Here is a 12,794-nt window from a genome sequence, read left to right on the forward strand (position 1 = left end):
CCTTTCTGTCCCACGGAAACGATTGCTCAATCGACCGTTTGCATGGCCTGCCACACGCGTGCAGGGCTCAGCGGCATGTGCAGGCGCGGAGCACGCGTGGCCAGGCCGTTGCGCGCAAAGGCGTCGGCCACCGCATTCACGATGGCCGGCGTGGCGCCGATGGTGCCGAGCTCGCCCACGCCCTTCACGCCCAGCGGGTTGTTCTTGCACGGCGTCGATTCGTCCATCTCCATGTTGAACATGGTGTCGACGATGTCGGCGCGCGGGGCCGCGTAGTCCATCAGGCTGCCGGTGACGGGCTGGCCGGTTTCGTGGTCATACACCACCTGCTCGTACAGCGCCTGCCCGATGCCCTGCACCGCACCGCCTTCGAGCTGGCCGCGCACGATCATCGGGTTGATGACGCGGCCCACGTCGTTGACCGAGCTGTAGGCCACCACGCTGATTTCGCCGGTGGGCGGATCGATCTCGATCTCGCAGATGTGGCAGCCGTTGGGCCAGGTCGGGCCGGCCACGGTGCTGGTGGAGTCGACGAAGATTTCGCGCTCGGGCTGCTTGGCGGCGAGCGCGAAGAGGTCGAGCTCGAGGTCAGTGCCGGCCACGTTGAAGACGCCGCGGCTGTACACGATGTCGTCGATGGAAGCCTCGAACTCCTGCGCGGCCAGTTCGCGCGCCTTGTCGATGGTGCGCTCGGCGCCGATGCGCACGGCCGAGCCGCCGGTGAACAGCGAGCGCGAGCCGGCGCTGCCGAAGCCGTCGCCGCGATCGGTGTCGCCAAGCACCACGCGCACCTTCTCGATGGGCACGCCGAAGGCATCGACGGCCAGTTGAGCCAGCGAGGTCGCAATGCCCTGCCCCATGGCATTGACGGCGGAGAACACCTCGATCACGCCATCTGCCTGCACCGAGACCGTGACGCGCTCTTCGAACACGTTGCCGCCGGTCCATTCGAGAAACGTGGCGATGCCCAGGCCGCGGTGCTTTCCCTTGCTGGCCGACTCGGCCGCGCGGGTCTCGAAGCCCTGCCAGTCGGCGAGCGTCAGCGCCTGGTCCATCACCGACTCGAAGTTGCCGGTGTCGTAGGTCTGCGCCATCGGGTTCTTGTACGGCATCTGCTCGGGGCGGATGAAATTGCGGCGGCGCAGCACGATGCGGTCGATGCCGGTCTGGCGCGCGGCCTCGTCCATCAGCCGCTCGATGGTGAAGATGGCCTCAGGGCGGCCAGCGCCGCGGTAGGCGCCGGTGGGCGCGGTGTTGGTGAGCACCGCCTTGAAATGGAAGTCGATGGTCTGGATGTCGTAGACGCTGGTCTGCACCCAGGGGCCGATCAGCAGCTGGATCGCGACGCCGGTGCCGGTGGCGTACGCGCCCACGTTGGCAAGGGTCTTGATGCGCAGGGCCAGGATCTTGCCGCTGGCGTCGAGTGCCATTTCGGCACGCGCCTCGATGTCGCGGCCGTGTGCGCTCGAGAGAAATTCCTCGCTGCGGTCGGCCACCCACTTCACCGGCCGGCTGACTTGCAGCGCGGCGAAGGCGACGGCGATGTCTTCGGGATAGGCGCCGGTCTTCATGCCGAAGCCTCCGCCGACGTCGCCCACCACCACGCGCACCTTTTCCTTGGCAAGGCCGATGGCGGCGCAGACGGAATCGCGAACGCCGGAGGGCATCTGCGTGCTCATGCGGATCATGAGGCGGCCGGTTTCGCCGTCGCGCACCGCGAGCACGGAGCGCGGCTCGATCGTGAGGGCGACCACGCGCTGGTTGTTCACGTCGAGCGCAACCACATGGCTGGCCTTGGCGAAGGCGGCGATCGCGGCCTCGCTGCTGCCGTGGCGCATTTCGGCGGCTACGTTGCCGGAGGCTTCTTCGCACAACTGCGGGGCACCGTCGGCGGTGGCGCTTGCGAGGTCGACCACCATGGGCAGGTCTTCGTAGTCGACCACGATGGCTTCGGCCGCATCGCGGGCCTGCTGCACCGTGTCGGCCACCACGGCGGCCACTGCCTCGCCGACGAAGCGCGTGCGCTCATGCGCGATGGCGTAGCGCGGCGGGCTGGCGCTGTCGCTGCCGTCTGCGCGCTTGAAGCCCGCGGCGCCCGGCATGGGCTTGACGCCGGCCTGGGCCATTTCCGCGCCCGTGATCACGCGCAGCACGCCGGGCATGGCGGCGGCGGCACTGGTGTCGATCGAGACAATGCGTGCGTGCGGGTAGGAGGATCGGAGGAAAACGAGATGCGCCTGATCGGGGAGCGTGACGTCGTCGGTGTAGCGGCCGGCGCCTGACAGCAGGCTTTCGTCTTCGAGGCGGCGCACCGCCTGGCCGCTGCCGAAGCGCGTGGGATTGGGTTCAGTGGTCAACGTACGTGGTCCTCTTGTGCTCATCCCCGGCGTATGTGCGGGCCTGCCTGATTTGCGTGGGTCTGCGAATGCAAGCTGCGCACTATAGGGTTTCCGGCGGGTTTTGTGGTGCCGTGGCGTGTGAGCCGAACCCTTGTGGCGGTGTCGGCTGTGTGCGATTTTCGCCCAACTGGAGTGGAATTTGCGAAGCCGTGTATACCTACGCCCATGCGACAACTGCCCTGGCTCGAACCCGGAGATGCCTTGCCCGATCCTGCATCGGCCTGGGGTATGGCCGACCCCGTACCCGGCCTGCTGGCGGCCGGTGGCGCACTCGATGTCGATACTTTGATGCAGGCGTATGGCAACTGCGTCTTTCCTTGGTTCAGCGAGGACCAGCCGATCCTCTGGTGGAGCCCGGACCCTCGCATGGTGCTGCAGGTGGCGCAGTTCAAGCTGCATCGCTCGCTTCGCAAGACCCTGACGCGCTTTGCACAGACGCCGGGTTGCGAGGTGCGCATCGACCACGATTTCGCGGCCGTCATCAAGGCCTGTTCGGGCTCTCCGCGCGTGGGCCAGTCAGGCACGTGGATCGTGCCGGACATGGTGCAGGCCTATACGAATTTGCACCGCGCCGGCCATGCCCACAGTGTCGAAACCTGGATCGACGGCGAACTCGCGGGCGGGCTTTACTGCGTTTCGCTGGGCCGCGCGGTGTTCGGCGAGTCGATGTTCACCCGCCGGCCGGACGCTTCGAAGATCGCGCTGGCCGCGCTGGTGTCGCTGTGCCGGCATTCCGGCGTGCAGATGATCGACTGCCAGCAGAACACCGCCCACCTCGCAAGCCTCGGCGCCCACGAGATGGCGCGCAAACGCTTCGTCGCGCACGTGGCCAGGGCGCGACAACAAGAGGGCCCACGGTGGCGATTCGACCCCGTATACTGGTCCGAACTCCTTTCCGCGCGACCTCTTTCCCCGACGTGACGCACCTCAAGGACCTCCCGCTTCACACGCTGCAGTTCTACGCGACGGCGCCCTACCCCTGCAGCTATCTGCCGGACCGGCAGGCCCGCTCGCAAGTGGCCACGCCCAGCCACCTGATCCACAACGACGCTTATTCCGACCTGGTGCTCAGTGGGTTCCGGCGCAGCGGCATGTTCACCTACCGGCCCTATTGCGACGGCTGCCGCGCGTGCATCCCGCTGCGCGTGCTGGCCAACGACTTCCGTCCCACGCGAAGCCAGCGGCGTGCGGTGAAGCAGCATGCCGACCTGCAGGCGCGCGTGCTCAAGCTGTGCTTCATGCCCGAGCACTACCAGCTCTACCTGCGCTACCAGAACGGCCGCCACGCAGGAGGTGGCATGGACCACGACAGCATCGACCAGTACACGCAGTTCCTGCTGCAGAGCCGGGTCAACTCGCGGCTGGTGGAGTTCCGCGAAACGCTGCCCGACGGCAGTGCCGGGGCGCTCAAGATGGTGTCGATCCTCGACGTGCTGAACGATGGCATCTCGGCCGTCTACACCTTCTACGAACCCGAAACCAGCGCGGGCTACGGCACCTACAGCGTACTGTGGCAGATCGAACAGGCCCGCAAGCTGGGCCTGCCGCACGTCTACCTCGGGTACTGGATCGAGCACAGCCCGAAGATGAACTACAAGGCGCGCTTCTCCCCGCACGAAGTGTTGGTAGACGGACATTGGCAGGCGCCGGGCAATTTCACAAGGTAAAATGGCGCCCGGTCATCACCGCAAAGCGCCATGAGAAAAAACCAATCCGACATTCCCGCCGTCCCCGTGATCCAGGTGATCGAGCGCATGTTCGCGCTGATCGATGTCCTGGCATCCCGCGAGGAGGCCATTTCGCTGAAGGAGATCAGCGAAAAAACCGGGCTCCACCCGTCGACCACGCACCGCATCCTGAACGACTTGGCGGTTGGTCGCTTTGTCGATCGGCCCGAAGCCGGCAGCTACCGGCTGGGCATGCGCCTGCTGGAACTGGGCAACCTGGTCAAGGGCCGACTCAACGTGCGCGACGCCGCCCTGGGCCCGATGCGCGAGCTGCACAAGCTGACGCAGCAGCCCGTCAACCTGAGCATGCGCCAGGGCGACGAGATCGTGTACATCGAGCGCTCCTACAGCGAGCGCTCGGGCATGCAGGTGGTGCGCGCCATCGGCGGCCGAGCTGCCCTTCACCTCACCTCGACAGGCAAGCTCTTCCTGGCGGCGGACGATCCGCAGCGCGTGCGCAGCTACGCCACGCGCACAGGTCTGGCCGGCCATACGCGCAACAGCATCACCCAGTTGCCGGCACTGGAGCGCGAACTGTCGAAGGCGCGCCAGTACGGCATTGCCCGCGATAACGAAGAACTGGAGCTGGGCGTGCGCTGCATGGCCGCCGGCATCTACGACGACCAGGGCAAGCTGGTGGCGGGCCTGTCGATCTCCGCACCGGCTGACCGGCTGGACGAAGGCTGGCTACCCAAGCTGCAGGCCACGGCCAATGAAATCTCGGGCGCGCTGGGATTCAAGGACGGCACGGCTGCGACGCCGTCGCCTTCGGGCAGCACGCCGCCAGCAGGCGCCTGACCCGGGCCTATCCCCAAAAGCAAACAGGCCCTGTGAAGGGCCTGTTTTCGTTACAGCCTGCGGTTGACCAATCAGCCCGCGACCTGATACGCAGCATTGCGCGACGAAGCTGCCGGCGAACCGACGGAATGCGTAGCCTCAACCCAGCGGCGAACCCGCTCGGCATCTGCAATGCGGCTGAACTTGCCGGCCGAATCCAGGAACACCATGATCAGCTTGCGCCCGGCGACCTTCGCCTGCATCACAAGGCATTGGCCGGCCTCAGAGATGTAGCCCGTCTTCTGCACGCCGATTTCCCAATCGGGGCTCTTCACGAGGCGATTGGTGGTGTTGAACTGCAGCACGCGGTTGCCGACTTCGACCTGGTATTCCGGCGAGGTGGACAGCGAACGTACCGTGGCATCGGAATAGGCGGCATTGACCAGCAGCGCCAGATCTTGCGCGCTCGACTGGTTGCTGCTCGACAGGCCGGTGGGCTCGACGTAGCGCGTGTCCTTCATGCCGAGCATCTTGGCCTTGGCGTTCATGATGCTCACGAAAGTCGTCAGGCCACCCGGGTAGGTGCGGCCCAGCGCATGCGCGGCACGGTTTTCGCTCGACATCAGCGCCAGGTGCAGCAGTTCGCCGCGCGACAGCGTAGTGCCGACCGTCAGGCGCGAGCTGCTGCGCTTTTCGGTGTCGACGTCGTCCTGCGTGATGGTGATGAGCTCGTCGTTCGGCAGATGGGCTTCGCTGATGAGCAGGCCGGTCATGAGCTTGGTGAGCGACGCGATCGGCAGCACGGCGTGGTCGTTCTTGCTGAACAGCACTTCGTGCGTGTCCTGGTCGATGACCAGCGCGACGCTCGACTTCAGGTCGAGTACGTCTTCGGTGCCATGCAGGCCGGCCATCTGGCCGAAGGATTGGCGGGGGGGCGCCTCGACGACGCGAACCACCGAGCGGCGCTGCACGGCCACCACGGTCTTGCCATTTCTCTTGTGGATGGTGGCCACGACATTGCGGCCACCGCGAACGACCTTCTCGGCGCGCTCACTCTTCTCGGCACGGCCGCCGCGCTTGGCGACAACAACGGGCACGGGACCGCGCGCGGTTTTGGACGAAGCGGCGTTGCGCTTTACCTCGACCGGCACCGGACCCTTCGCCTTCTTGGCGACTGTGGTCTTGGCGGCAGCGGGCTTTTCTTTCTTGGCTGCTTGGGCGCCAGGCAGCAAAAACGCCGTGGCGCACAGCGCGACGGCGATGAATTTGAACGCGGGTAGAAACCGCTGGCTGGAAACTCGGCGTAGACGGGCTTCGGGCATTAATAAATCTCCAGCGGCGACAAACGAGGACCGCAGTGTATCCAAATCAAAAAAAGCACGCAATATCAGTTACTTGCATCCTCTTCTTCAATCGAATACCAAGGATCGCCTGAAAACCTAACCTTGTGCCGCAACTCTCTCAGCTTGGCTCTGTAACTTATTGAGCGCACTCAAATAAGCCTTTGCCGAAGCAACCACGATGTCCGGGTCTGCACCCACACCGTTGACCACCCGCCCTGCGTTTTGTAACCGGACTGTAACTTCTCCTTGGCTTTCCGTCGAGCCACTGATGGCATTTACAGAGTAAAGAACCATCTCGGCGCCGCTCTTGACATGCGACTCGATGGCCTTCAGGGAAGCATCAACCGGGCCATTCCCGTCGGATTCGCCGGTGACTTCCTTGCCCTGGACGGTGAACACGACCTTCGCCTGGGGGCGCTCGCCGGTTTCGCTGTGCTGGGAGAGAGAGACGAAAGCAAACTGCTCACCAACGTTCGACACCTCTTCCGCGCTGACGAGCGCGAGGATGTCCTCGTCGAAAATTTCGGACTTGCGGTCGGCCAACTCCTTGAAGCGCAGGAACGCGGCGTTGATGTCGCTTTCGCTGGCCATGGTCACGCCCAACTCCTGCAGGCGCTGCTTGAAGGCATTGCGGCCGCTGAGCTTGCCCAGCACGATCTTGTTGGCCGTCCAGCCCACATCCTCGGCACGCATGATCTCGTAGGTGTCGCGCGCCTTGAGCACGCCATCCTGGTGAATGCCCGAGGCGTGCGCGAAGGCATTGGCGCCCACCACCGCCTTGTTGGGCTGCACCACGAAGCCGGTGGTCTGGCTGACCATGCGGCTCGCGGCCACGATGTGCTGCGTGTCGATCCTGAGGTCGAGCCCGAAGTAGTCCTTGCGGGTCTTCACCGCCATGACGACTTCTTCGAGAGAGCAGTTGCCCGCGCGCTCGCCCAGGCCGTTGACGGTGCATTCGACCTGGCGCGCGCCGCCGATCTTCACGCCGGCCAGCGAGTTGGCCACGGCCATGCCGAGGTCGTTGTGGCAATGCACCGACCAGATCGCCTTGTCGCTGTTGGGAATGCGCTCGCGCAGCATCTTGATGAAGTTGCCGTAGAGCTCGGGAATGGCGTAGCCGACGGTGTCGGGCACGTTGATGGTGGTGGCACCCTCGTTGATCACGGTTTCGAGCACGCGGCACAGGAAGTCCGGGTCGCTGCGATAGCCGTCTTCTGGGCTGAACTCCACGTCGGCCATCTGGTTGCGCGCGAAGCGCACGGCCAGCTTGGCCTGTTCATGCACCTCGTCGGGCGACATGCGCAGCTTCTTTTCCATGTGAAGCGGCGACGTTGCGATGAAGGTGTGGATGCGCCCGCGGGCCGCGCCCTTCAGGGCTTCGGCCGCACGTGCGATGTCGCGGTCGTTGGCGCGCGAGAGGCCGCACACCGTCGAGTCCTTGATGGTATTGGCAATCGCCTTCACGGCCTCGAAGTCGCCGTTCGAGCTGGCGGGAAAGCCAGCCTCGATGACGTCGACCTTCAGCCGCTCCAGCAGCTTGGCAATGCGCAGTTTCTCGTCGCGCGTCATCGAGGCGCCGGGCGATTGCTCGCCGTCGCGCAGGGTGGTGTCGAAAATAATAAGTTGGTCGGTCATCGTGGGTCTCCGTTGTTCATCCCCCACGCGCACCCGACCAAGGTCGGCGCGGCAGCGTCAGGCGACTTCAACCGCTGATTGTGCTCCGTGCGCGCCCCGGGTCCGTGCACGCTGCACGCCCGAAACAATCGCTTTCAGCGACGCCGTGATCACGTTCGCATCGATGCCCACACCGAACAGCGTCTGGCTTTCGTCGACGCGCAGTTCCAGATAGGCCACCGCCTTGGCGTCGGCACCTGCGCCGATGGCGTGCTGGTGGTAGTCCATCACGCGCACCGTGTGGCCAGTGGCCTTGCTCAGTGCCTGCGTGAAGGCATCGATGGGGCCATTGCCGCGGCCTTCGATGGCGTGGACTTCAGCATCCCACGGCAGATCGCCGCGCAGAACCACGGAAGCGTTGGCGCCCTCGCCTTCTTCCTCGATCACACGATTCTGCAAAGACTGCGCGGTTTCGATGCCGTACTCGCGCACGAACAGCTGCCAGAGGTCAGCGGCCGTGAGTTCCTTGCCGGCGACGTCCATCACGCGCTGCACGGTCTGCATGAACTCCATCTGCAGGCGGCGCGGCATCTCGATGCCGTATTCGCTCTCGAGCAGATAAGCCATGCCGCCCTTGCCGGACTGACTGTTAACGCGGATCACGGCTTCATAGCTGCGGCCTACGTCCTTCGGATCGATGGGGAGGTAAGGCATGTCCCAGATGTCGCCTTCCTTGCGCGCGGCGAAGGCCTTCTTGATCGCATCCTGGTGCGAGCCTGAGAACGAGGTGTAGACGAGGTCACCTACATACGGATGGCGCGGATGTACCGGGATCTGGTTGCAATGCTCGACCGTGGCGCGGATCTCGTCGATGTTCGAAAAATCGAGCTCGGGCGAAACGCCCTGCGTGTAGAGGTTGAGCGCAACATTCACGAGATCGAGGTTGCCGGTGCGCTCGCCATTGCCGAACAGGCAGCCTTCGATGCGCTCGGCGCCGGCCATCAAGGCCAGTTCACCGGCGGCGGTGCCTGTGCCGCGGTCGTTGTGCGGATGCACGCAAAGCACGATGGAGTCGCGGCGCGCGAGGTTACGGTGCATCCACTCGATCATGTCCGCGAAGATGTTCGGCGTGGAATGCTCGACCGTGGTTGGCAGGTTGACGATGCACTTGCGCTGCGGCGTAGGCGCCCAGACTTCTGTCACCGCATCGACCACGCGCTTCGAGAACACGACGTCGGTGCCCGAGAACATTTCGGGCGAGTACTGGAAGGTCCACTGCGTGTTCGGCTGCTTGGCGGCGAACTCATTGAACATGCGCGCGTGGCTGCTCGCGAGTTCGACGATCTGGTCTTCGTCCATGTTGAGCACCACGCGGCGCATCACGGGCGCGACGGCGTTGTAGAGGTGCACGATGGCGCGCGGAGCACCCTGCAGCGATTCGAAGGTGCGGGCGATGAGGTGGTCGCGCGCCTGCGTCAGCACCTGGATCGTCACGTCGTCGGGAATGCGGTCTTCCTCAATGAGCTTACGCACGAAGTCGAATTCGACCTGCGAAGCCGAAGGAAAGCCGACTTCGATTTCCTTGAAGCCGATGGCCACGAGGGTCTCGAACATGCGCATCTTGCGAGCGATGTCCATGGGCTCGACCAACGCCTGGTTGCCATCGCGCAGGTCGGTCGACAGCCAGATCGGCGCCTTGGTCAGCACGGCATCGGGCCAGGTGCGGTCCTTGAGGCCGATCGGGGCGAATGCACGGTATTTGCTTTGAGGTTGCTTGAGCATGTCGATTTCTCTGAGATGGTTGGTGATCAACCAGCAACCCCAAAAACAAACGGCCCGTTGCTGGTGCGAACGGGCCGTGGTGAGGGATTTGCGCGTGCGCTACCGTCTCCGCCCGTGAGGGAGGGCTAGTAGGGCCAGCAGCGAAATCTTGGTCATGAGGGTTGCGAATGTAGCACAAGCCACCGGGTCAGTTGTGCAGACCCCGTTCGTCGGGCTCTTCCGTCGAGGTGCTGATCACACTGACCGGCTGACCCTTGGCCTTGCGCCACGCATAGACCACGTAGCCGCTCAGGCCGTAGATGACGAACAGGCTGAACAGCACAGTCGGCGGATGGATGTTGATGACGGCAATGCCCAGCGCGATCAGCACGATCACCGCGAAAGGCACGCTCTTCTTCATCTGGATGTCCTTGAAGCTGTAGAACGGCGCGTTGGTGACCATCGTGAGACCCGCGTACAGCGTGAAGCCGAAAGTGACCCAGGTGATCTGCGTCCACGAGAGATACAGCACCTCGCCGCCGCGCTTGCCCCACTCGTTCACAAGCCAGATGAAGCCCGCCACGAGCGCAGCGGCCGCGGGCGACGGCAGACCCTGGAACCAGCGCTTGTCGACCACGCCGGTGTTGACGTTGAAGCGCGCGAGCCGCAGCGCCGCGCAGGCGCAGTACACGAAGGCCGCAATCCAGCCCCAGCGACCCAGGCCCTTGAGCGACCATTCGTAGGCGATGAGCGCGGGCGCCGCACCGAACGACACCATGTCGGACAGCGAATCCATCTGCTCGCCGAACGCGCTCTGTGTATTCGTCATGCGGGCCACGCGCCCATCCAGGCTGTCGAGCACCATCGCGGCGAACACACCGAGCGCCGCGAGGTCGAAGCGCGCGTTCATGGCCATCACGACAGAATAGAACCCGCCGAACAGCGCCGCCAGCGTGAACAGGTTCGGCAGGATGTAGATGCCTTTGCGGCGTTTGCGCGGCTGCACATCGTCGGGGAGCGTGTCGTCATGCATTGAATTTGCCTCCGTCCCTCATGGGCACTGCGCGAGCAGCTATCCATTCGATAGCATCTTGATCTTTGAATCGCATGGCTCGCAGTGTAGTTCAGGGGCTGCGTCGCCCCCGTCAAACAAAAGGGCCACCGCAACGGGTGGCCCTTGGGAAACGGGTGCCGAAGCACCCTCGCGGTCCGCAGATCAGTTGCGGGTCTGGTCGACCAGCTTGTTCTTCTTGATCCAGGGCATCATCGCGCGCAGCTTTTCGCCGACGACTTCGATCTGATGCTCGGAGTTCAGGCGGCGGCGGCTGATCAGCGTCGGAGCGCCGGCAGCGTTTTCCAGCACGAAGCTCTTGGCGTATTCGCCGGTCTGGATGTCCTTCAGCACTTGCTTCATGACCTTCTTGGTCTCTTCGGTCACGACGCGCGGGCCGGTGACGTACTCGCCGTATTCGGCGTTGTTCGAGATCGAGTAGTTCATGTTGGCGATGCCGCCTTCATAGATCAGGTCGACGATCAGCTTCAGTTCGTGCAGGCATTCGAAGTACGCCATTTCGGGCGCGTAGCCGGCTTCCACGAGCGTTTCGAAACCAGCCTTGATCAGCTCGACAGTGCCGCCACACAGAACCGCTTGTTCGCCGAACAGGTCGGTCTCGGTTTCTTCGCGGAAGTTGGTCTCGATGATGCCGGCCTTGCCGCCGCCGTTGGCGGTGGCATAGCTCAGCGCGAGGTCACGCGCCTTGCCGGTCTTGTCCTGGTGCACGGCCACGAGGTGGGGCACGCCGCCACCTTGGGTGTACGTGCTGCGCACGGTGTGGCCAGGGGCCTTGGGGGCAACCATCCACACATCGAGGTCGGCGCGGGGCTGAACGAAGCCGTAGTGCACGTTGAAGCCGTGTGCGAAGACCAGCGAAGCGCCTTCCTTGATGTTCGGTGCGACGTCGTTCTTGTAGACGTTGGCGATCTGCTCGTCGGGCAGCAGGATCATCACGACGTCGGCGGCCTTCACGGCGTCGGCGACTTCAGCGACCTTCAGGCCGGCCTTCTCGACCTTGGGCCACGAAGCACCACCCTTGCGCAGGCCGACCACGACCTTGACGCCGCTGTCGTTCAGGTTCTGCGCGTGCGCATGGCCTTGCGAGCCATAACCGATGATTGCCACCGTCTTGCCCTTGATGAGGCTCAGGTCCGCGTCTTTGTCGTAGTAAACCTTCATGTGTATCTCTCCTAAAAAATCTCGAGCACCCGTAGCGGGATGCATTTCACTCAGAGGCCGGAGGAATTCCGGTCCTTCATTTGCTGGTTGATGGACACGAGGCTGTCGTGGATGCGGAACAGCACGATGAGCAATTCACTGTAGATGCGAACGCCAATGGTGCCGAAGATCAGGACCGTGAAAGCCGGCAGGTACTGGCGCTGGTACAGCGCCGCCACCGCCAGGACGATCACACCCAGCAGGCCGAGAAAGTAGAGCCCCCGGACGATCGCCGGGGTCACCATCTTGTCGAAACCGAGCAGACCTCGCATCACTCTTGCCTCATGTGTGGATGAACGTATGAACTGAGGGCGCTTTCACCCTCCTACACGCGCAGGATGCGCTCGCCGCGCCCGATGCCGCTGGCACCGGTACGGACTGTCTCGAGGATAGCGCTACGTTCGATCGCTTCAAGAAAAGCGTCGTTCTTGCCGTGGTCGCCGGTGAGTTCGATGGTGTAGCTCTTATCGGTCACGTCGATGATGCGGCCGCGGAAAATTTCTGCCATGCGCATCATTTCCTCGCGCTCCTTGCCGACCGCGCGCACCTTCACCATCATGAGTTCGCGTTCGGTGTAGGCGCCTTCGGTCAGGTCTACGACCTTCACCACTTCGATCAGGCGGTTCAGGTGCTTGGTGATCTGCTCGATCACGTCGTCGGAACCGGTGGTAACGATGGTCATGCGCGAGAGGCTTGCGTCCTCCGTGGGCGCCACCGTGAGCGATTCGATGTTGTAGCCACGGGCCGAGAAAAGGCCCACCACGCGGGAAAGAGCACCCGGCTCGTTTTCCAGCAGCACTGCAATGATGTGTTTCATGTTTGCGTGACTCCTCTTTTCGCCGCCCTCCCCCGCGCACGGTAATGCGCGGGCTCGGCGAGCAATAGATTCGTCAGTAAAGAG

11 protein-coding genes are annotated in these 12,794 nt (G+C 63.9%); 3 read left to right on the plus strand and 8 right to left on the minus strand.

The window, feature by feature from the left end:
* Positions 1-26: 26 nt before the first annotated feature.
* On the minus strand, positions 27-2,357 hold the full coding sequence (locus BMW87_RS05765; RefSeq protein WP_093054442.1) for a xanthine dehydrogenase family protein molybdopterin-binding subunit: 2,331 nt from the start codon (positions 2,355-2,357) through the stop codon (positions 27-29).
* Between the two features lie 207 nt (positions 2,358-2,564).
* Here BMW87_RS05765 and aat point away from each other — a divergent pair, with 207 nt between their 5' ends.
* Genes aat through BMW87_RS05780 form a run of 3 tightly spaced genes read left to right on the plus strand, consistent with a single transcriptional unit; the run spans position 2,565 to position 4,924 of the window.
* Positions 2,565-3,320 carry a leucyl/phenylalanyl-tRNA--protein transferase gene (gene aat / locus BMW87_RS05770; protein WP_093074876.1) on the plus strand — a complete coding sequence of 252 codons (756 nt, stop codon included), beginning with the start codon at positions 2,565-2,567 and terminating at the stop codon, positions 3,318-3,320.
* The gene (locus BMW87_RS05775; protein WP_093074879.1) at positions 3,317-4,066 is read left to right on the plus strand and encodes an arginyltransferase; all 750 of its coding nucleotides are present in this window, start codon (positions 3,317-3,319) and stop codon (positions 4,064-4,066) included. The genes aat and BMW87_RS05775 overlap by 4 nt, the downstream gene beginning before the upstream one ends.
* A gap of 30 nt (positions 4,067-4,096) precedes the next feature.
* Entirely contained in the window at positions 4,097-4,924 is an 828-nt protein-coding gene (locus BMW87_RS05780; RefSeq protein WP_093054436.1) for an IclR family transcriptional regulator, read from the plus strand.
* A gap of 71 nt (positions 4,925-4,995) precedes the next feature.
* Here BMW87_RS05780 and BMW87_RS05785 read toward each other — a convergent pair whose 3' ends face one another.
* The 7 genes from BMW87_RS05785 to ilvN all read right to left on the minus strand — a co-directional run bounded on the left by BMW87_RS05785 (position 4,996) and on the right by ilvN (position 12,710).
* Positions 4,996-6,225 (minus strand): serine hydrolase, encoded by a 1,230-nt coding sequence (locus BMW87_RS05785; protein ID WP_093054434.1) that lies wholly within the window; start codon positions 6,223-6,225, stop codon positions 4,996-4,998.
* Positions 6,226-6,342: 117 nt separating this feature from the next.
* Positions 6,343-7,881 (minus strand): 2-isopropylmalate synthase, encoded by a 1,539-nt coding sequence (locus tag BMW87_RS05790; protein ID WP_093074882.1) that lies wholly within the window; start codon positions 7,879-7,881, stop codon positions 6,343-6,345.
* A 57-nt stretch (positions 7,882-7,938) separates the two neighbouring features.
* Positions 7,939-9,642: a 2-isopropylmalate synthase gene (leuA, locus tag BMW87_RS05795; protein ID WP_093054924.1), complete on the minus strand. Its 1,704-nt coding sequence runs from the start codon at positions 9,640-9,642 to the stop codon at positions 7,939-7,941.
* Positions 9,643-9,829: 187 nt separating this feature from the next.
* On the minus strand, positions 9,830-10,654 hold the full coding sequence (gene pssA / locus BMW87_RS05800; protein ID WP_093054430.1) for a CDP-diacylglycerol--serine O-phosphatidyltransferase: 825 nt from the start codon (positions 10,652-10,654) through the stop codon (positions 9,830-9,832).
* A gap of 183 nt (positions 10,655-10,837) precedes the next feature.
* The gene (ilvC, locus tag BMW87_RS05805) at positions 10,838-11,854 is read right to left on the minus strand and encodes a ketol-acid reductoisomerase (protein WP_093054428.1); all 1,017 of its coding nucleotides are present in this window, start codon (positions 11,852-11,854) and stop codon (positions 10,838-10,840) included.
* 50 nt (positions 11,855-11,904) lie between these two features.
* Positions 11,905-12,165, minus strand: coding sequence for a DUF4282 domain-containing protein (locus BMW87_RS05810; protein WP_093054426.1), 261 nt, complete (start codon positions 12,163-12,165; stop codon positions 11,905-11,907).
* 53 nt (positions 12,166-12,218) lie between these two features.
* Complete coding sequence (ilvN, locus tag BMW87_RS05815) at positions 12,219-12,710, minus strand: acetolactate synthase small subunit (protein WP_007834236.1); 492 nt, start codon at positions 12,708-12,710, stop codon at positions 12,219-12,221.
* Positions 12,711-12,794: the final 84 nt, after the last annotated feature.

This window comes from Variovorax sp. OV084, assembly GCF_900111625.1.
Classification (GTDB): domain Bacteria; phylum Pseudomonadota; class Gammaproteobacteria; order Burkholderiales; family Burkholderiaceae_C; genus Variovorax.

Bases quoted from the DNA above. Each gene is read 5' to 3' on its own strand.
- ilvN (WP_007834236.1), bottom strand. From the start codon at position 12,710: ATGAAACACATCATTGCAGTGCTGCTGGAAAACGAGCCGGGTGCTCTT.
- BMW87_RS05810 (WP_093054426.1), bottom strand. From the start codon at position 12,165: ATGCGAGGTCTGCTCGGTTTCGACAAGATGGTGACCCCGGCGATCGTC.
- BMW87_RS05785 (WP_093054434.1), bottom strand. From the start codon at position 6,225: ATGCCCGAAGCCCGTCTACGCCGAGTTTCCAGCCAGCGGTTTCTACCC.
- leuA (WP_093054924.1), bottom strand. From the start codon at position 9,642: ATGCTCAAGCAACCTCAAAGCAAATACCGTGCATTCGCCCCGATCGGC.
- ilvC (WP_093054428.1), bottom strand. From the start codon at position 11,854: ATGAAGGTTTACTACGACAAAGACGCGGACCTGAGCCTCATCAAGGGC.
- BMW87_RS05780 (WP_093054436.1), top strand. From the start codon at position 4,097: ATGAGAAAAAACCAATCCGACATTCCCGCCGTCCCCGTGATCCAGGTG.
- BMW87_RS05790 (WP_093074882.1), bottom strand. From the start codon at position 7,881: ATGACCGACCAACTTATTATTTTCGACACCACCCTGCGCGACGGCGAG.
- pssA (WP_093054430.1), bottom strand. From the start codon at position 10,654: ATGCATGACGACACGCTCCCCGACGATGTGCAGCCGCGCAAACGCCGC.
- aat (WP_093074876.1), top strand. From the start codon at position 2,565: ATGCGACAACTGCCCTGGCTCGAACCCGGAGATGCCTTGCCCGATCCT.